A 17,512-nucleotide genomic window follows, 5' to 3' on the forward strand; every position below is an offset into this window, starting at 1 on the left:
CCTGCCCCCACCCCGCCGCGCGCGGGGGGATCTGTGCGGAGAGACCGGCAGGCCGGGCGGGCTCTGGCGGGCCTTTCGCGACTCGCCATCCGCTGCTAGATATTGCGGCATGAGCCAGTTCGCCCCCAACCTCTCGCAAGAAGCCGCGCGTCCTGTGATCCGTCAGCTGGACGAGGCCGCGATCAACCGCATTGCCGCTGGTGAAGTGGTGGAACGGCCCGCATCCGCCGTGAAAGAGCTGGTCGAAAACGCACTGGATGCCGGCGCGACGCGGATTCGCGTCGAATATACCGATGGCGGCAAGACGCTGATCCGGGTCAGCGATGATGGCTGCGGCATGGCGCCCGGGGATCTGCCGCTGGCGCTGAGCCGCCATGCCACCTCGAAAATCGACGGCAGTGATCTGCTGAACATCCGGTCCTTCGGGTTTCGCGGCGAGGCGCTGCCCTCCTTAGGCGCCGTCGGGCGGCTGGCGATCACCTCGCGCGCGGCGGGGTTTGATGCTGCCCTGATCACCTGCACCGGCGGGCGGCTTGACGGGCCGCGCCCGGCCGCGCTGACCTCGGGCACCGTGGTCGAGCTGCGCGATCTGTTCCATGCAACGCCCGCGCGGCTGAAATTCATGCGTTCAGACCGGGCCGAGGCCCAGGCGATCCATGAAGTGATCAAACGCCTCGCCATGGCCGAGCCGGCAGTGGGCTTTACCCTCTCCGAGGTGACCGCCGATGGGCCAAGGGTGATCCTGCGGCTCGATCCTGAACAGGGCGATCTGTTTGACGCGCTCCAGGGGCGGCTGACGCGGATCATCGGGGCGGATTTCACCGCCAATGCCATGGCGATTGATTCCAGCCGTGATGGTCTCGCTTTGCTGGGCTATGCCGCGCTGCCGACCTATTCGCGCGGCTCTTCCACCCAGCAATATCTCTTCGTCAATGGCCGCCCGGTGAATGACCGCCTGCTGCTCGGTGCGCTGCGGGCCGCCTATTTCGACGTGTTGTCGCGCGACCGCCATCCGGCGGCGGTGCTGAATCTGATTGTCGATCCCGAACGGGTCGACGTGAATGTGCATCCGGCGAAATCCGAAGTACGGTTTCGCGAACCCGATGCCGCGCGCGCGCTGATCATCACCGCGATCCGGACGGCCCTGACCGGAGCGGGCCACCGCGCCTCGACCACGGTGGGGGCCGAGACGATCGGGGCGTTCCGGCCGGGCCAGAGCCTGGCGCCCCAGCCGATGCGGCCGACATATGCGCATGACCTGCCGCACCGTCCTGCACAAAGCACCCTCGCCCAGGCCTTTGCCTTCCAGGCCCCCCACCTCCAGGCTGCGGTGCCCGCCTCCGGCTTCGCCGAAGCCCCCCAGGCCAACATGGGCGCGGGACTGGCCGGGACGCTGACGCAGGAACAGGATCAGGCGGGCGTCGGGGCCGCGCCACAGCACTTCCCCCTCGGGGCCGCCCGCGCCCAGTTGCATGAGAACTGGATCATCGCCCAGACCCCGGACGGCATCGTCATCGTTGACCAGCATGCCGCGCATGAACGCCTCGTCTATGAACGGCTGAAGGCGCAGATGGCCAGCCGCGAGATCCCGCGCCAGGTGCTGCTGATCCCGGAAATCATCACCCTCTCGCCCCCGGATGCGAGCCTGATCCTCTCGGCGGCGGAAAGCCTCGCCGGGGCGGGCCTTGTGATCGAGCCCTTTGGCGGCTCGGCAATCTCGGTGACCGAGACCCCGGCGATCCTTGGCGAGGTCAATGCGGCCGCGCTGATCCGCGACATTCTCGACGAGCTGGCGGATCAGGGCGACAGCCAGCTGACGCGCGCGAAAATCGATGCGGTGCTGTCGCGCATGGCCTGCCATGGCTCGGTCCGCTCTGGCCGGCAGATGCGCCCGGAAGAGATGAACGCGCTCTTGCGCGAGATGGAGGTCACGCCGAATTCCGGTCAGTGCAATCATGGCCGCCCCACCTGGGTCGAGCTGAAGCTCCATGATATCGAACGGCTTTTCGGGCGCCGATGATCACGGTTTTCGGCCAGAGCTATGCCTGGAATGCACCTGAGATCCTGATCATCGGGGCGGCGGGCGTTACCCTCATCGCGCTGCTGATCCTGATCCTGCGCGCGGCCAATCGCGCGGGCAATTCCGCGCAGCCCGTGATGAACGAGATCGCCTGGATGAGCCACCGCGTCCAGGCGCTGTCAGAGGGGCAGGAGCGGCTCTCGGGCGGGCTGAGCCATGTGTCCGAGGCGCAGGCGGCCAGCCAGGTCTCGATGCTGAAGCTGATGGAAGCCCGCCTCGCCGATGTGCAGCGCCAGATGACCGAGGCGCTGCATGGCTCATCGACCCGCACGGCGCGATCTTTGGGCGAATTGCACCAGCGGCTGGAAACCATCGACAAAGCCCAGGAAAATATCGAGAATCTTTCGGGCAACATCCTGTCTTTGCAGGACATTCTGGCCAATAAGCAAACACGCGGCGCCTTTGGCGAGATCCAGCTGCATGACATCGTCTCGAAGGCGCTGCCCGCCGACAGCTATACGATGCAGGCGACACTTTCGAATGGCCGCCGCGCGGATTGCCTCGTGCATCTGCCAAAGCCCCCCGGCCCCATCGTGATCGATGCGAAATTCCCGCTGGAATCCTACGAGGCGCTGCGCCGCGCCGACACCCCGCGCCAGAGCCATGAGGCCGCACAGCTGTTGCGTCAGGCGTTGCGCGCCCATATCCGCGCCATCTCGGAGCGCTATATCCTCGAGGGCGAAACTGCCGATGGCGCGCTGATGTTCCTGCCCTCGGAAGCGGTATATGCCGAGTTGCATGCGAATTTCCCCGAGCTGGTGCGCGAGGGATTTGCCGCCCGGGTCTGGATCGTCTCTCCGACCACCTGCATGGCGACGCTGAACACCATGCGCGCAGTGCTGAAAGACGCAAGAATGCGCGAACAGGCCGGCGCCATCCGCAAGGAGCTCTCGCTTTTGTCGCAGGATGTGGATCGGCTTGGCGCGCGGGTCGTCAATCTTGACCGCCATTTCCAGATGGCGGCGCGGGATATCGAAGAGATCCGCATCTCCTCGGACAAGGCCGGCAAACGGGCGCGCCGCCTGGATAATTTCGACTTCGAGGAGCTGGCGCCGGATGCGGCCGTAACCGCGCCTGCCTTGCCGGTCGGGGATGCCGGGCAGAGCTGAGCCGGCGGAAATGAGCCATCCGCCGCGTCGCAGAAGATGAGTATTTGGATCAAGAGGAAAGGCCGCTCATATTCCCCCTGGCACAAATACTCCCGCCGGAGGCGAAGGTTGCCAGAAATGTCACGCCGGAGCAGTCACGTGGCAAGGAGCGCGTCCCTCGCCCCTGTTGCAGCCCGGATCTCCATGATAGCGGTTATGGCATCATGAGCGCCCCCCAGAACACCCGACTCGGTATCCTGTTGATGATCGCCACCTCGGCGATTTTTGCCATACAGGATGGATTGTCGCGCCATCTCGGCGAGTCGGTGAACATCTATATGGTGGTGATGATCCGCTTCTGGTTCATGACCGTCTTCGTGCTGGCGCTGGCGGCGCGCAGCCCGGGCGGGCTGAAAGCGGCGGCAAAGAGCCGTTATCCCCTGTTGCAGATCCTGCGCGGCTTTCTGCTGGTGGCAGAAATCTGCGTCATGGTTGTGGCCTTTATCAGACTGGGCCTGATCGAGACCCATGCGGTTTTCGTGGTCTATCCGCTGCTGGTGACACTGTTTTCAGGGCCCATCCTTGGCGAAAAGGTCGGCTGGCGGCGCTGGCTGGCGGTGCTGGTCGGTTTTATCGGTGTGATTATCATCCTCAACCCGGGCGGCGGCGTTTTCACCCCCTGGGCGCTTTTGCCGCTTTCGGCTGCGGCCATGTTTGCGCTTTACGGGCTTTTGACCCGCTATGTGGCGCGCGAAGACAGCGCCTCGACCAGTTTCTTCTGGACCGGGATCTCGGGGGCCGTTTTCATCACGCCGTTTGGCCTGATGCACTGGCAGAACATGTCCGGCTTTGACTGGGGTCTGATGGCCATTCTGTGCTGCACTGCCGTGCTGGGGCATTGGCTGCTGATCAAGGCCTATGACGTGGCCGAGGCCTCGGATATCCAGCCCTTCGCCTATTTCCAGCTGCCGTTTGTGTCATTCCTCGGGCTGGTTTTCCTCAATGAGAATCTGCGCATCAATGTGGTGATCGGGGCGGTGATCGTGGTGGCGGCCGGGCTTTTTACGCTCTGGCGGCAGCGGGTTCGCGCAAGGCACAACAAAGCTCTGTGACAGAGGCCCCGGCGGGCGGGAATGGCGGCTTTCTGCGGTTGCCCTGCCCCCGGGCCGCGCGTAAAACTTGGCCCGTTACTGCCTGAGAGGTCGCGCATGTCTGTTCCCAAACCCGTCGTTTTATGTATCCTCGACGGATGGGGGATCGGGCCGGATCCGGCGACCTCGGCCCCGGCCCAGGCCCATATTCCGACCTTTCGCAGCCTTATGGCCACGCGGCCCAGTTCCACCCTTGTGACCTTTGGCCCCGATGTCGGGCTGCCGAGCGGGCAGATGGGAAATTCCGAGGTCGGCCATACCAATATCGGCGCGGGCCGCGTGGTGGCGATGGATCTGGGACAGATCGACCTGGCCATCGAGACCGGCTCTTTCGGCGCTGAACCGGCGCTCAGGCAGTTCATTGCGGCGCTTGAGGCCTCTGGCGGCACCGCGCATCTGGCGGGGCTTTGCTCGCCCGGCGGTGTCCATGCCCATCAGGCGCATCTGATCGAGGCCGCGAAGATCATCGCAGCGGAAGGCGTCAGGGTCGTGATCCATGCGATCACCGACGGGCGCGATGTGGCGCCCTCTTCCGCCGCGAGCCAGATTGCTGAGATCGAGGCCGCGCTGCCGCCTTCGGTGAAGATCGTCACCGTCACCGGGCGCTATTTCGCGATGGACCGCGACAATCGCTGGGAGCGTGTGCAGACCGCCTATGAGGCGATGGTGCATGGCAAGGGTGTGGCGGGGACAAGCGCCGGTCAGGCGATTGCCCAGGCCTATGCTGCGGGCGTCACCGATGAATTTATCCCCGCGACCGTGATCGGCGATTACCAGGGGATGAAAGACGGCGACGGGCTCTTTTTCCTGAACTTCCGCGCCGACCGCGCGCGAGAGATCCTCGCCGCCATCGGCCAGCCGGATTTCGACGGCTTTGACCCCGGCGCGCGCCCGCAGCTGGTCGCCCGTCTCGGCATGGTCGATTATTCCGAGGCCCATAACCACTATATGACCACGATGTTTCCCAAACAGGATATCGTGAACACGCTGGGCGAATGGGTGGCGAAACAGGGCAAGACCCAGTTCCGCCTCGCGGAAACCGAGAAATATCCGCATGTGACCTTCTTCCTCAATGGGGGCCGCGAAGAGCCCTTCCCCGGCGAAGACCGTTTCATGCCGCAATCGCCGAAAGTGGCGACCTATGATCTGCAACCCGAGATGTCGGCGCCGGAGGTGACTGCGAAATTCGTCGAAGCCATTGAAAAAGGCTATGACCTGATCGTGGTGAATTACGCCAATCCCGATATGGTCGGCCATACCGGCAAGATCGAGGCCGCGATAAAGGCCTGCGAGGCGGTAGATCAGGGCCTGACGGCGGCCCTTGCCGCGCTGGAAAAGGCCGGTGGCGCCATGGTGATCTGTGCCGATCACGGCAATTGCGATGTGATGACTGATCCGGTCACCCATCAGCCCCATACTGCCCATACGCTGAACCCGGTACCGGTGATCCTGGTCGGCGGGCCAACCGGCATTCAGGGCGGTGCGCATCTGCGGGCGGGCGGACGGCTGGCGGATCTCGCGCCGACGCTGCTGGATCTGATGGGGCTGGAAAAACCGGCCGAGATGACCGGCGAAAGCCTGATCCTGCGATGACGTCCGCGCGCGGCTCTTTTGTCTCAGGCGGTCTCGTGCTCGCGCTGATGCTGGCGCCGGCGATGACCCGCGCCCAGGAGGCAGAGCCGGACGAGACGGCAGCCGCGCTGCCGGTGGCAGAGCCTGCGGTGACGACCGATGCCGGGCTGACGGTTTCCGACCAGGCGGCGCGCGCCTCTGGCCAGCTGCGCGACGCGGTGGCGGCAATGGAGGCGGCGACCACGGGCCGCACCCAGGTGGCGGCGCTGACCCAGACCGTGCGCGCCTATGAGGAAGGCCTCGCCGCGCTGCGCGAAGCCCTGCGTCAGGCGGAACTGCGCGAGGAAGTGCTGAAACTGCGTTTCAACGCCAGGCGCGACCGCGTGGGGCAGCTGGTCTCGGCGCTGGCGCAGATGGAACAGAACCGCGGGCCCCTGTTGCTGATCCACCCGGCAGGGCCGCTTGGCACTGCCCGCTCGGGCATGCTGGTGGCCGAAGTCACGCCGCTGATCCAGGCCGAGGCCGATCAGCTGCGCCGCGAACTTCAGGAACTGGCCGATCTCAGGGCGCTGCAGGTCTCGGCCGGGCAGCATCTGACCGACGGGCTCGCCTCGGCCCAGGCGGCACGTACCGCGCTGTCAAAGGCAATCTCGGCGCGCACCGATCTGCCCAAACGCTTCACCGACGATCCGGTGATCCTGCGCGCTTTGCTGGAAAGCGCCGATACGCTGGACAGTTTCGCCGCCGGGCTGATCGAGACCTCGACCGATGGCGCGGCACCGCGCCCCTTTGTCACCGCGATGGGCGTCTTGCCTTTGCCGGTGGTGGGCAGCCTGATCCGGCGCCCCGATGAGGCCGATGGCGCCGGCGTGCGCCGCCCCGGCATGACGCTTGCCACAAGGCCCCGCGCGCTGGTCACCGCCCCCTGGCCCGGCACCATCCGCTATCTCGGGCCGCTGCTCGACTACGGAAATGTGATCATCCTCGAGCTCGGTGACGGCTATCTTCTGGTTCTGGGCGGGCTCGGGACGGTTTATGGCGAAGTGGGCGAAGTTGTCGCAACCGGCGCGCCGCTTGGCCTGATGGGCGGCAGTGACGGCAGCGGATCCGCGCCGGAACCCACCGAACAGGCGCCGCTTGCGCCGAACGGATCGAAAAGCGGGGCTGGTGCAGAAGCCACGGAAACGCTTTACTTGGAACTGAGAATGGGGGCCACTGCGGTCGATCCGACCGAATGGTTCGCCGCCACTGCCTCGACAGGAGACTGAGGTCCTTATGAAGAAACTCGTGCTTGCCGCCGTGGGCGGTGCCGTCGCCGGTGTGGTCCTGACCTCTCAGGTCGGTCCCCTGATCGCCGAGCAGGCCTCCCGCGACAGTTCGGTCTATGAGCAGCTCGATCTGTTCGGCACCATTTTCGACCGTGTGCGCGCGCAATATGTCGAGCCTGTCGATACCGAGAAGCTGGTCGAGGCCGCGATCAACGGCATGCTGACCTCGCTTGACCCGCATTCGTCATATCTTTCCGCGAAAGATTTCGAGGATATGCGCGTCCAGACCAAGGGCGAATTCGGCGGGCTTGGGATCGAGGTCACCCAGGAAGAGGGCTTCATCAAGGTGATCTCGCCGATGGATGGCACGCCCGCCGACAAGGCCGGCATCCAGGCGGGCGATTACATCACCCATGTGAACGGGGAATCGATCCTCGGGCTTAACCTGAACCAGGCGGTGGATCTGATGCGCGGGCCGGTTGGCTCCGAGATCATCATCACCGTCGTGCGGGTCGGCACCGATCAGCCCTTCGACGTCTCGGTCATCCGCGATACGATCAAGGTTGACGCGGTCAAGGGCCGCACTGTCGGCAAGGCGGTGGTCCTGCGCGTGACAACCTTCAATGACCAGACCACCAGCGATCTGAAAACGGCGCTTGAAAAGGGCATTGCAGAGCTTGGCGGCGTTGAGAATATCGATGGCGTGGTGCTTGATCTGAGGAACAATCCGGGCGGGCTTCTGAACGAGGCGATCACGGTCTCGGATGCCTTCCTGAATTCGGGCGAGATCGTCTCGACCCGCGGCCGCACCCCCGAAGATGGCGAGCGTTTCAACGCCAAAGCCGGCGATCTGGCCGAAGGCAAGCCGATGGTCGTGCTGATCAATGGCGGCTCGGCCTCGGCCTCCGAAATCGTGGCCGGCGCATTGCAGGACCACCGCCGCGCGGTGGTGGTCGGCACCAAGAGCTTCGGCAAGGGTTCGGTCCAGTCGCTGATCCCGCTGCGCGACGAAGGCGCGATGCGGCTGACCACGGCGCGCTATTACACGCCCTCGGGCCGTTCGATCCAGGCGCTCGGCATCTCGCCCGATATTGTGGTGCAGCAGCCGGCCCGCCCCAATCCGGCGACCGACACCCCCGCGGAAGAGCCGAAAACGGCGATCCAGCCCCGGACCGAAGCCGGGCTGCGCGGTGCGATCACCAATGATTCGATGACCGAGGATGAGAAAAAGCTCTATCTCGAAGAGCAGGAACATGCGGAAGAGACCGCCAAACTGCGCGATGAGGATTATCAGCTCGCTTATGCAGTGGATATCCTGAAGGGGCTGAACACCCTCAGGGAAGAATGACCGCGATGGCCAAGGCCGCAGATCTGCCCTACCGGCCCTGCGTCGGTATCGTGCTGGTGAACAGCGAAGGCCTGATTTTTGCCGGGCAGCGGATTGACGGGGGCCGGGCCACCAGCCCCCCCGACCGGCTGGCCTGGCAGATGCCCCAGGGCGGGATTGACGAGGGCGAGACACCAAAGGCCGCGGCGCTGCGCGAGCTGTGGGAAGAGACCGGCGTGACCGCCGATCTCGTCGAAAAGATCGCGAAGACGGAAGACTGGCTGACCTATGACCTGCCGGCAGAGCTGGTCGGCAAGGTCTGGGGCGGCAAATATCGCGGTCAGCGCCAGAAATGGTTTTTGCTGCGCTATCTTGGCACCGATGAGCAGATCCGGATCGAGACCGGTCACCCTGAATTTTCATCCTGGTGCTGGATCCGGGCTGATGAGATGGTCGCGGCCATCGTGCCGTTCAAACGCGCGGTCTATGAGCAGGTGGTGACAGCGTTCCGCCCATATCTTGCCTGAGCTCAGGTTGCAGCCGCGTGAGGGGGCACTGCCCCCTCGCCGCTTTGCGGCTCACCCCCGGGATATTTAAGGACAGAAAATGTCGCTCTCCCAGCTTATTTTCTGTCTCTAAATATCCCCGCCGGAGGCATTGCCGTCGTCAGACGGCAAGGTCTTTCTTCAGATTTCCACCACCGTGACGCCGGGCCGCAGACGCATAACATCTGCCGGGCGGCAGAGCTGTGTCGCATCGGTCGAGACAGCCGCAGCCGCAGCGGCAGCCGCGAGGGCCAGCGCCTCATCATCGTTCTGCCCGCGCGCGAACGAGAGGACGAGGCCCGCGACGAAGCTGTCCCCTGCCCCGACCGCCGATTTCACCTTAACCTTTGGGGCATTGGCGAAGAGGCGGCGCTCAGCGGTGGCGAGGATATTGCCTTCGGCCCCGCGCGCGACCACCACCTTTTGCGCCACGCCGCGCCGGACGAGGTCTTGCGCAAAATCTGCCGTCGCCTCGCGGCTTTCCAGCGCGTGCCCCGTCAGGCTTTCGGCCTCTTCCGCATCCATCCGCAGGACTTCGAGCCCGGGGATCGGCGCGCGCACCGCCTCGGTCAGGGGGGTGCCGGATGTATCCAGCACCACCCGGCAGCCCGGCATCGCGGCGGCAAGCTGAGCCGGGAAATCCGCCGGAACGCCGGGTGGCTGGCTGCCGGAGATGACCGAATAGCCGCCGGGGCGCGAGGTTGCGCGCAAAAGCGTGAAAACCCGGTTGCGCTCAGCCTCGCCCCAGAGCGGGCCGGGCAGCATGAAGCGAAACTGCTGGCCACTGGTCGCTTCGGTAACGGTCAGGGATTGCCGCGTCTCACCCGGGCCGGGCAGCGAGAGGAAGGTCACCCCCGCCTCGCGGATCAGGCCCGAGAGCCGGTCGCCGGTCAGCCCTCCGATCGCCACCAAAGCCAGGCTGTCACCTCCAAGCGCGAGAATCGCCCGGCTGACATTCAGCCCGCCGCCCCCGGGATCAAGCATCGGCTCGGAGCAGCGCAGCTTGCAGCCCGGGAGCATCTCGGCCACATCCGTTGCCATATCCAGCGCCGGATTGAGGGTCAGGGTCAGGATCGGGGCCTGGTCGCTCATCGGCGAAATTCCTTGTTTTGGTCTGCTGCTGCGGCGCCACTGCTATTGTTTGCGCTACCACCTGTTTGAAGGCAAGAGAATCGCGCATCTGCGGACTCTGTCTGCGGGCTACGGAAATTTACACTGAATTGCCGGTTTCAGCCGCACAGAACAAATAAACATCATGTTCTCTGGCCCGTGCGATATTTGCAGGCAGGGACACCGCCCCCGGCACCAGGGGGTTGCGCCAGATGGGAGAGAAATCGCGCGAAACTGGGTTTGTGACCCTGTCACTTGTTGACCGTCAGGAATATCTATTTATTATCGAGAATAATAGCGCGTCAGCCCGAGCTGTCGCGCCCGCCGCCCGGGTGACGAGCCCGGTGGGACGGGCCTGCCGGGGCCGGACGCGTTAAGGGAATCTGGTGCCATCCGCGACAAGGATGCATCAGCGGGAAAAGTGCCAACGGGAGAGAGCCACAATGGCGTTTAAGTCTGATATCGAGATTGCACGGGAAGCCAGGAAAAAGCCGATCATGGAGATCGGCTCGAAGCTGGGGATCCCGTCTGAGCATCTGCTGCCTTATGGCCATGACAAGGCCAAGGTCGGCCAGGAGTTCATCCGTTCGCTGGAAGGCAAGCCTGATGGCAAGCTGATCCTCGTGACCGCGATCAACCCGACCCCGGCGGGCGAAGGCAAGACCACCACCACCGTGGGTCTGGGCGATGGCCTGAACCGCATCGGCAAAAAAGCGGTGATCTGTATCCGCGAGGCCTCGCTTGGCCCGAATTTCGGCATGAAGGGTGGCGCAGCCGGTGGCGGCATGGCCCAGGTCGTGCCGATGGAGGAGATGAACCTCCACTTCACCGGCGACTTCCACGCGATCACCGCGGCGCATAACCTGCTGTCCTGCATGATCGACAACCATATCTACTGGGGCAATGAGCTCGACATCGACGAGCGCCGCATCGCATGGCGCCGCGTGATGGATATGAACGACCGCGCATTGCGCGATGCGGTCATCTCGCTTGGCGGCGTCTCGAACGGCTTCCCGCGTCAGACCGGCTTTGACATCACCGTGGCTTCCGAAGTCATGGCGATTCTTTGCCTGTCGAAAGATCTTGAAGACCTGCAAAAGCGCCTCGGTGACATCATCGTCGCCTATACCCGCGAGAAAAAGCCGGTCTATTGCCGCGACATCAAGGCCGATGGCGCGATGACCGTGCTGCTGAAAGACGCGATGCAGCCGAACCTGGTGCAGACGCTGGAAAACAACCCGGCCTTTGTCCATGGCGGCCCGTTCGCGAATATCGCGCATGGCTGTAACTCGGTGATCGCGACCCGCACCGCGCTGAAGCTTGGCGAATATGTGGTGACGGAAGCCGGTTTCGGGGCTGACCTTGGTGCCGAGAAGTTCTTCGACATCAAATGCCGCAAGGCCGGGCTGAAGCCTTCGGCTGCCGTGATCGTGGCCACCGTGCGCGCGATGAAGATGAATGGCGGCGTGGCGAAAGCCGATCTCGGCGCTGAAAACGTTGATGCGGTGAAGAAGGGCTGTCCGAACCTCGGCCGTCACATCGCCAATGTCAAAGGCTTTGGCGTGCCGGTGGTGGTTGCCATCAACCACTTCTATTCGGACACCGATGCCGAGGTCGCAGCGGTGAAAGCCTATGTCGCGGAACAGGGCGCTGAAGCGATCCTGTGCAAGCACTGGGCCCAGGGCTCTGCCGGGATCGAGGATCTGGCGAAGAAAGTCGTCGAGCTGGCCGAAGGCGGCAAGTCCAATTTCGCTCCGCTCTACCCGGATGATATGGGGCTTTTCGCCAAGATCGAGACCATTGCCAAGCGCATCTATCACGCGGGCGAAGTCATTGCCGACAAGTCGGTGCGTGACCAGCTGAAGGCCTGGGAAGCTGCCGGTTACGGCAATCTGCCGGTCTGCATGGCGAAAACCCAGTACAGCTTCTCGACCGATCCGAATCTGCGCGGCGCGCCCGAAGGCCATACGATCCCGGTCCGCGAAGTGCGTCTCTCGGCCGGTGCCGGTTTCGTCGTGGCGATCTGCGGTGAGATCATGACCATGCCGGGCCTGCCGCGCGTGCCGGCAGCTGAGACCATCCGCCTCAATGAAGCGGGCCAGGTTGAAGGTCTGTTCTGATCACGGGTCTGTTCTGAGCTTTCGCTCAGTATGATACCGGGACGGGGGGCTTTGCGCCCCCCGCACCCCCCGCAGAGTATTTACGTCAAGAGGAAGAGGGCTTTTCGCTAAGGGCGTGCTGGCATAAGTCAGGGGCGATGTTTGCGGAGGGCATGAGATGCAAAAGCCGGAAGACTGCTCGACCATGGCGGAAATTCGTGCCGGGATTGATGCGCTGGATCAGGACCTGGTCCGGCTGTTCGCTCTGAGGGCGCGGTTTATCGACCGGGCGGCGTCGATCAAGGCCGGGGTGGATCTGCCTGCACGGATCCCTTCCCGGGTTGAGGAAGTGGTGGCCAATGTGCGCGCCCATGCCGCGCGGGAAGGCCTGCCCCCCGACCTGGTGGAGAAGCTCTGGCGGCGGCTGATCGACTGGTCGATCGCGCGTGAGGAAAGCCACCTGGGGCCGGACAGCCTCAGGGACAGGAACGGATAAACCTGCCCGCTCAGACAGGGTCAGGCGTCACACAGGAAGGATTATCGGATGGCGGCGAAGGTGATCGACGGCAAGGCTTTTGCCGAAAAGGTGCGGGATCAGGTCGCGGCACATGTCGCCCGGCTGAAGGCGGAAAAGGGCCTTGTCCCCGGTCTGGCCGTGGTGCTGGTGGGTCAGGATCCGGCCTCGGCGGTCTATGTCAAAAACAAGGGCATCCAGACCAAAGCCTCGGGGATGAATTCCTTCGAGCACAAGCTGGAGGCCGATACCTCCGAGGCCGATCTGCTGGCTTTGATCGACAGGCTGAACGCTGACCCGGCGGTGCATGGCATCCTCGTGCAGCTGCCGCTGCCCGGCCATCTGAATTCCGAGCTGGTGATCAACCGGATCGATCCGGCGAAGGATGTCGACGGGTTCCATATCTCGAATGTGGGTCTTCTGGGCACCGGTCAGAAGTCGATGGTGCCCTGCACGCCGCTGGGCTGCCTGATGATGCTGCGTGATCACCATGGCAAACTCGCGGGGCTGAATGCGGTTGTGGTCGGGCGCTCGAATATTGTCGGCAAGCCGATGGCACAGCTTTTGCTGGGCGACAGCTGCACTGTGACGATCGCGCATAGCCGCACCAAAGACCTCGCGGAAGTCTGCCGCGGCGCGGATATCCTTGTGGCCGCTGTTGGCCGCCCCGAGATGATCACCGGCGATATGGTGAAACCGGGTGCGACCGTTATCGATGTCGGCATCAACCGGATCGAGCGCGATGGCAAGGCAAAGCTTGTCGGTGACGTGCATTATGAAAGCGCTGCCGCCGTGGCCGGTGCCATCACCCCGGTGCCGGGCGGCGTGGGCCCGATGACCATTGCCTGCCTGCTGGCAAACACCCTGACGGCGGCTTGCCGCGCCAATAATCTCCCCGAGCCCGAAGGTCTGACCGCGTGACTGTAAGCGATCACCGTTTCATCGACGGCAAGGCGGTGCAACAGCGCCTCCTTGCCGAGGTTCGGGCCAAAGTGCAGGAGGCTTCGGCCACCCGTCCCGTAGGGCGGCTGGTCTCAGTTTCGATTGGCCCCTCGCCCGAGGTGGCGGTCTATGTGCGCAACCAGGCGCGGGGCGCTGCGGCAGCGGGGATCCCGTTCGACCAGCAGCTCTGGCCGTCCGAGATCACCCAGGAAGAGGCCAAGCGCCTGATCGTCGAGATGAATGACCGCGACGATGTGCTGGGGATCATCCTGCAGCGTCCGGTGCCGGCACATATCAATGTGCGCTCGCTGCAATCGGCGATCCATCCGCTGAAGGATGTCGAGGGGATGAACCCCGCCTCGATCGGCAATATCGTCTATAATGACGTGGCCATGGCGCCCTGTACAGCCGCAGCCGCGGTCGAACTGCTTCGTGAAACCGGCCTCGAGATGAAGGGGCTGGAGGTCGTGATGATCGGCCATTCCGAGATCGTCGGCAAACCGGCGGCGTTTCTTCTGATGGCCGAAGGTGCGACGGTAACGATCTGCCACCATATGACGCGCAACCTTGCCATGCATTCGCGTCGCGCTGATGCGGTGGTGGTCGCCGTCGGCAAGGCGCATCTGATCGGGCCGGATATGATCAAGCCCGGAGCGGCCGTCATTGATATCGGCATCAACCAGGTGACCGATCCCGATGGCACCGTGCGGATCGTCGGCGATGTCGACACCGACCGTGTCAAAGAGGTCGCGGGCTGGATCACGCCGGTTCCCGGCGGCGTCGGTCCGGTCACCGTGGCGATCCTGATGCGCAATGCCGTGACCGCGCATCAACGCCAGATCGCGGCGGGCTGGCTGCAAAGCTGAGCCCCCGCCCCTTCAGTCGCTTTATCAGTAAAAGAGCCTGTGGTTTCCGTTGACTTGCGCTTGCCCGGGCCTAGAATATTCCTCAGCGTAAACTTATTTTCTGCATACGCCAATGGCGTGATGGAGGATGCGATGCTCGACCAGGCTTATCCCGATGTAATCCCGGGTCCGCCCAGACCCAGCCAGATCATCCGCCCCGCCGGGCTGATGCTGCCCAAAGGCACCGAGCGCTATTCGGTGCCGGGCGCCGGCGCGATGATGATCCGGATTGGCACCGGCGACCGGATCACGGTGATCAATGACGAGGGCGGCCAGCCCTGCGAGGTGCTGGCGGCAGGCCAGGACGGGCGGATCGATCCGGCCCTGCTGGGGCTTGGCGGCGACAGTGATGCCAGCGGGCTGAAAGCGCTGCTGGCCTCGGGCGAGCCGAGCCTTGCGCGGATGCGCCAGGGCCTTGAGCGCCTGGGCCTCGATCTTGCCGGGGCGAAGGCCAGCCGCTTTTTTGCCGCCGATACACCGGCGCGCACCTCGGTCGATTTCACCGCCAGCCGCGAGGGCTATCTGGTCGTCGCCGCGCCTGGAAGTGATATGGTCCCCGAAAGCCAGGACACGGCGACGCCTCTGACCGTCTATGTCAAACGCGCCGAGGCGAATTTCGCGCTGAAATCCGAACTTCCCGACCCGCTGGCCGATCCGTTGCAGGATCTGCGGGTCCATTCTGCCACTGCCGAGGCCTTTGTGGTCAAAGCCGGCGAATATATCCAGATCATTGATGTGAGCGGCAGGCAATGCACGGATTTCCAGTGTTTCGACGCCCGCAAGCTGGATCGCGGCATCGAACATCCGCTGGATGTCACCGCCACCCGGTCATTCATGGGGCATGCCTATCCGATGCCGGGCCTGCATGCGAAATATTACGACCAGGAATTTGTGCCGCTGGTCGAGGTGATTCAGGATACCTGCGGACGCCATGATGCTTTCGCCAATGCCTGCTACGCGAAATATTACGACGATATCGGCTATCCGGGCCATGTGAACTGCACCGACAATTTCAACGGTGCGCTTGCCGCGCATGGCGTGGCACCGCGCGGCGGCTGGATGGCTGCCAACTTCTTCTTCAATACCGGCGTTGATGACCATGGGGTGATGTTCTCTGACGAGCCCTGGTCGCGACCGGGGGATTATGTCCTGCTGCGCGCTATGACCGACCTGGTCTGCGTCAACTCGGCCTGCCCCGATGACACTTCCGCCGCCAATGGCTGGAACCCTACCGATATCCATGTGCGCACCTATGCGCCCACACAGAAATTCAGCCGTGCGGTGGCTTTCCGTGCGACCCCAGATTCGGAGCCGAAAATGTCCAGAGAAACCGGTTTCCATGACCGTTTGAAGGGAATGACCCGCAACTTTGTCGAGTATAAAGGTTTCTGGCTGGTGAACTCCTTCGCCGAAGCCGGCCCGACCGAGGAATATCTCGCCGCGCGGCAGAAATCGGTCATCATGGACCTCTCGGCACTGCGGAAATATGAGATCACCGGCCCAGATTCCGAGGCGCTGATGCAGTATACGCTGACGCGCGATGTGAAAAAGCTGACCCAGGGCCAGATCGTCTATTCTGCGATGTGCTATCCGCATGGCGGCATGATCGACGATGGCACTATCTTTAAGCTGGGAATGAACAATTTCCGCTGGGTCTGCGGTGACGAATATTCCGGCACCTGGCTGCGCGAGCAGGCCGAGAAGCTGGGCCTGAAAGTGCTGATCCGCGATTCCACCGATCAGCTGCATAACCTCGCCGTGCAGGGGCCAGAGAGCCGCGATCTGCTCGATAAGGTGATCTGGACGCCGCCGCATCAGCCGACGATCCAGGAACTGGCCTGGTTCCGCTTTACCGTCGGGCGGATTGGCCACGAACATGGCGTCCCGGTCGTGGTCTCGCGCACCGGCTATACGGGCGAGCTGGGCTATGAGGTCTGGTGCCATCCGAAACATGCAGGCGAGGTCTTTGACGCCATTTGGGAGAAGGGTCCGGAACATGGTCTGCGCCCGATGGGGCTGCTTGCGCTCGACATGCTCCGGATCGAGGCCGGGCTGATCTTCGCGGGCTATGATTTCACCGATCAGACCGACCCATTCGAGGCCGGGATCGGCTTTACCGTGCCGCTGAAAGGCAAGACGGATGATTTCATCGGGCGTGATGCGCTGATCCGGCGCAAGGAAAACCCGATGCATAAATTCGTCGGCCTCGACATCGATTCGAATGTCTGCGTCGGGCATGGCGATTGCATCCATATTGGTCGTGCGCAGATCGGGGTGGTCACCTCGTCGATGCGCTCGCCGCTCCTGAAGAAGAATATCGCGCTGGCCCGCGTCGATATCTCGCATTCGGAGCCGGGCACCGAGGTTGAGGTCGGCAAGCTTGACGGACAGCAAAAGCGCCTGCCCGCGAAGATCGTGACGCTGTCGCATTACGATCCGAAGAAGACGCGCCCCCAGTCGTGAGGTCGCAATCGTGAGGCCGCAATCGTGAGGTCGCAGTCGCAATGACCAGCATCCTCGACCAGATCGGCGGAGAGGAGGCGCTCAGGCGCCTCGTCAACCGTTTCTATGATCTGGTCGAGACCGATCCGCGCGGCCGGCAGATCCTGCATCTGCATTTCCGCGGTCATGGGCTGAGCCATGTGCGGGAAGAACAGTTCAACTTTCTTTCGGGTTTTCTGGGCGGCAGACGCTATTACCTTGAAAAACATGGAAATATGGACGTGAAGACAATGCACGCCCATATCCCGATCCGGGCAGGCGATGCCGATGACTGGCTGGCGCTGATGGATCAGGCAATCCTCGATTGTGGGCTCAGCGGCCCGCATGTCGACAGAATGCGCGCGACCTTTACCCGGGTCGCGCATGTGCTGGTCAATGATCTTCCCGCCTCGGGGATTCCCGCCTGAGG

The 17,512-nt window shown here is 63.5% G+C and carries 14 protein-coding genes; 13 read left to right on the forward strand and 1 reads right to left on the reverse strand.

Annotated features, from left to right (window positions below; genetic code table 11):
• Positions 1 to 109 precede the first annotated feature (109 nt).
• From mutL to JC607_RS15890, 7 genes are all read left to right on the forward strand, one after another.
• The gene (gene mutL / locus JC607_RS15860) at positions 110 to 2,020 is read left to right on the forward strand and encodes a DNA mismatch repair endonuclease MutL (RefSeq protein WP_198837873.1); all 1,911 of its coding nucleotides are present in this window, start codon (positions 110 to 112) and stop codon (positions 2,018 to 2,020) included.
• Complete coding sequence (locus JC607_RS15865; protein WP_198837874.1) at positions 2,017 to 3,189, forward strand: DNA recombination protein RmuC; 1,173 nt, start codon at positions 2,017 to 2,019, stop codon at positions 3,187 to 3,189. The genes mutL and JC607_RS15865 overlap by 4 nt, the downstream gene beginning before the upstream one ends.
• Before the next feature lie 203 nt (positions 3,190 to 3,392).
• Positions 3,393 to 4,280, forward strand: a complete 888-nt coding sequence (locus tag JC607_RS15870; RefSeq protein WP_198837875.1) for a DMT family transporter — start codon at positions 3,393 to 3,395, stop codon at positions 4,278 to 4,280.
• A 96-nt stretch (positions 4,281 to 4,376) separates the two neighbouring features.
• Complete coding sequence (gpmI, locus tag JC607_RS15875) at positions 4,377 to 5,912, forward strand: 2,3-bisphosphoglycerate-independent phosphoglycerate mutase (protein WP_198837876.1); 1,536 nt, start codon at positions 4,377 to 4,379, stop codon at positions 5,910 to 5,912.
• Positions 5,909 to 7,159, forward strand: a complete 1,251-nt coding sequence (locus JC607_RS15880; protein WP_233092945.1) for a murein hydrolase activator EnvC — start codon at positions 5,909 to 5,911, stop codon at positions 7,157 to 7,159. Before gpmI ends, JC607_RS15880 begins: the two co-directional genes overlap by 4 nt.
• Before the next feature lie 7 nt (positions 7,160 to 7,166).
• The gene (locus tag JC607_RS15885) at positions 7,167 to 8,507 is read left to right on the forward strand and encodes a S41 family peptidase (RefSeq protein ID WP_198837877.1); all 1,341 of its coding nucleotides are present in this window, start codon (positions 7,167 to 7,169) and stop codon (positions 8,505 to 8,507) included.
• The gene (locus JC607_RS15890; protein ID WP_198837878.1) at positions 8,504 to 9,013 is read left to right on the forward strand and encodes an RNA pyrophosphohydrolase; all 510 of its coding nucleotides are present in this window, start codon (positions 8,504 to 8,506) and stop codon (positions 9,011 to 9,013) included. Before JC607_RS15885 ends, JC607_RS15890 begins: the two co-directional genes overlap by 4 nt.
• A 159-nt stretch (positions 9,014 to 9,172) precedes the next feature.
• Here JC607_RS15890 and JC607_RS15895 read toward each other — a convergent pair whose 3' ends face one another.
• Positions 9,173 to 10,123 (reverse strand): 1-phosphofructokinase family hexose kinase, encoded by a 951-nt coding sequence (locus JC607_RS15895; RefSeq protein WP_198837879.1) that lies wholly within the window; start codon positions 10,121 to 10,123, stop codon positions 9,173 to 9,175.
• A gap of 461 nt (positions 10,124 to 10,584) precedes the next feature.
• Between JC607_RS15895 and JC607_RS15900 the strand changes: the two genes are divergently transcribed.
• From JC607_RS15900 to JC607_RS15925, 6 genes are all read left to right on the forward strand, one after another.
• Complete coding sequence (locus JC607_RS15900) at positions 10,585 to 12,261, forward strand: formate--tetrahydrofolate ligase (protein WP_198837880.1); 1,677 nt, start codon at positions 10,585 to 10,587, stop codon at positions 12,259 to 12,261.
• Positions 12,262 to 12,418: 157 nt separating this feature from the next.
• On the forward strand, positions 12,419 to 12,736 hold the full coding sequence (locus tag JC607_RS15905) for a chorismate mutase (protein ID WP_198837881.1): 318 nt from the start codon (positions 12,419 to 12,421) through the stop codon (positions 12,734 to 12,736).
• A 48-nt stretch (positions 12,737 to 12,784) separates the two neighbouring features.
• On the forward strand, positions 12,785 to 13,675 hold the full coding sequence (gene folD / locus JC607_RS15910) for a bifunctional methylenetetrahydrofolate dehydrogenase/methenyltetrahydrofolate cyclohydrolase FolD (protein ID WP_198837882.1): 891 nt from the start codon (positions 12,785 to 12,787) through the stop codon (positions 13,673 to 13,675).
• Positions 13,672 to 14,562, forward strand: coding sequence for a bifunctional 5,10-methylenetetrahydrofolate dehydrogenase/5,10-methenyltetrahydrofolate cyclohydrolase (locus JC607_RS15915; RefSeq protein ID WP_198837883.1), 891 nt, complete (start codon positions 13,672 to 13,674; stop codon positions 14,560 to 14,562). The genes folD and JC607_RS15915 overlap by 4 nt, the downstream gene beginning before the upstream one ends.
• 132 nt (positions 14,563 to 14,694) lie before the next feature.
• On the forward strand, positions 14,695 to 17,064 hold the full coding sequence (locus JC607_RS15920) for a DUF1989 domain-containing protein (protein ID WP_198837884.1): 2,370 nt from the start codon (positions 14,695 to 14,697) through the stop codon (positions 17,062 to 17,064).
• 41 nt (positions 17,065 to 17,105) lie between these two features.
• Positions 17,106 to 17,510 carry a group II truncated hemoglobin gene (locus JC607_RS15925; protein ID WP_092896008.1) on the forward strand — a complete coding sequence of 135 codons (405 nt, stop codon included), beginning with the start codon at positions 17,106 to 17,108 and terminating at the stop codon, positions 17,508 to 17,510.
• Positions 17,511 to 17,512: the final 2 nt, after the last annotated feature.

Source organism: Paracoccus sp. IB05 (assembly GCF_016405985.1).
Classification (GTDB): Bacteria; Pseudomonadota; Alphaproteobacteria; order Rhodobacterales; family Rhodobacteraceae; genus Pseudogemmobacter.

What these genes read in the sequence shown, in the direction of transcription:
- mutL (WP_198837873.1), top strand. Translation starts at nt 110, where the DNA reads ATGAGCCAGTTCGCCCCCAACCTCTCGCAAGAAGCCGCGCGTCCTGTG.
- JC607_RS15865 (WP_198837874.1), top strand. Translation starts at nt 2,017, where the DNA reads ATGATCACGGTTTTCGGCCAGAGCTATGCCTGGAATGCACCTGAGATC.
- JC607_RS15870 (WP_198837875.1), top strand. Translation starts at nt 3,393, where the DNA reads ATGAGCGCCCCCCAGAACACCCGACTCGGTATCCTGTTGATGATCGCC.
- gpmI (WP_198837876.1), top strand. Translation starts at nt 4,377, where the DNA reads ATGTCTGTTCCCAAACCCGTCGTTTTATGTATCCTCGACGGATGGGGG.
- JC607_RS15880 (WP_233092945.1), top strand. Translation starts at nt 5,909, where the DNA reads ATGACGTCCGCGCGCGGCTCTTTTGTCTCAGGCGGTCTCGTGCTCGCG.
- JC607_RS15885 (WP_198837877.1), top strand. Translation starts at nt 7,167, where the DNA reads ATGAAGAAACTCGTGCTTGCCGCCGTGGGCGGTGCCGTCGCCGGTGTG.
- JC607_RS15890 (WP_198837878.1), top strand. Translation starts at nt 8,504, where the DNA reads ATGACCGCGATGGCCAAGGCCGCAGATCTGCCCTACCGGCCCTGCGTC.
- JC607_RS15895 (WP_198837879.1), bottom strand. Translation starts at nt 10,123, where the DNA reads ATGAGCGACCAGGCCCCGATCCTGACCCTGACCCTCAATCCGGCGCTG.
- JC607_RS15900 (WP_198837880.1), top strand. Translation starts at nt 10,585, where the DNA reads ATGGCGTTTAAGTCTGATATCGAGATTGCACGGGAAGCCAGGAAAAAG.
- JC607_RS15905 (WP_198837881.1), top strand. Translation starts at nt 12,419, where the DNA reads ATGCAAAAGCCGGAAGACTGCTCGACCATGGCGGAAATTCGTGCCGGG.
- folD (WP_198837882.1), top strand. Translation starts at nt 12,785, where the DNA reads ATGGCGGCGAAGGTGATCGACGGCAAGGCTTTTGCCGAAAAGGTGCGG.
- JC607_RS15920 (WP_198837884.1), top strand. Translation starts at nt 14,695, where the DNA reads ATGCTCGACCAGGCTTATCCCGATGTAATCCCGGGTCCGCCCAGACCC.
- JC607_RS15925 (WP_092896008.1), top strand. Translation starts at nt 17,106, where the DNA reads ATGACCAGCATCCTCGACCAGATCGGCGGAGAGGAGGCGCTCAGGCGC.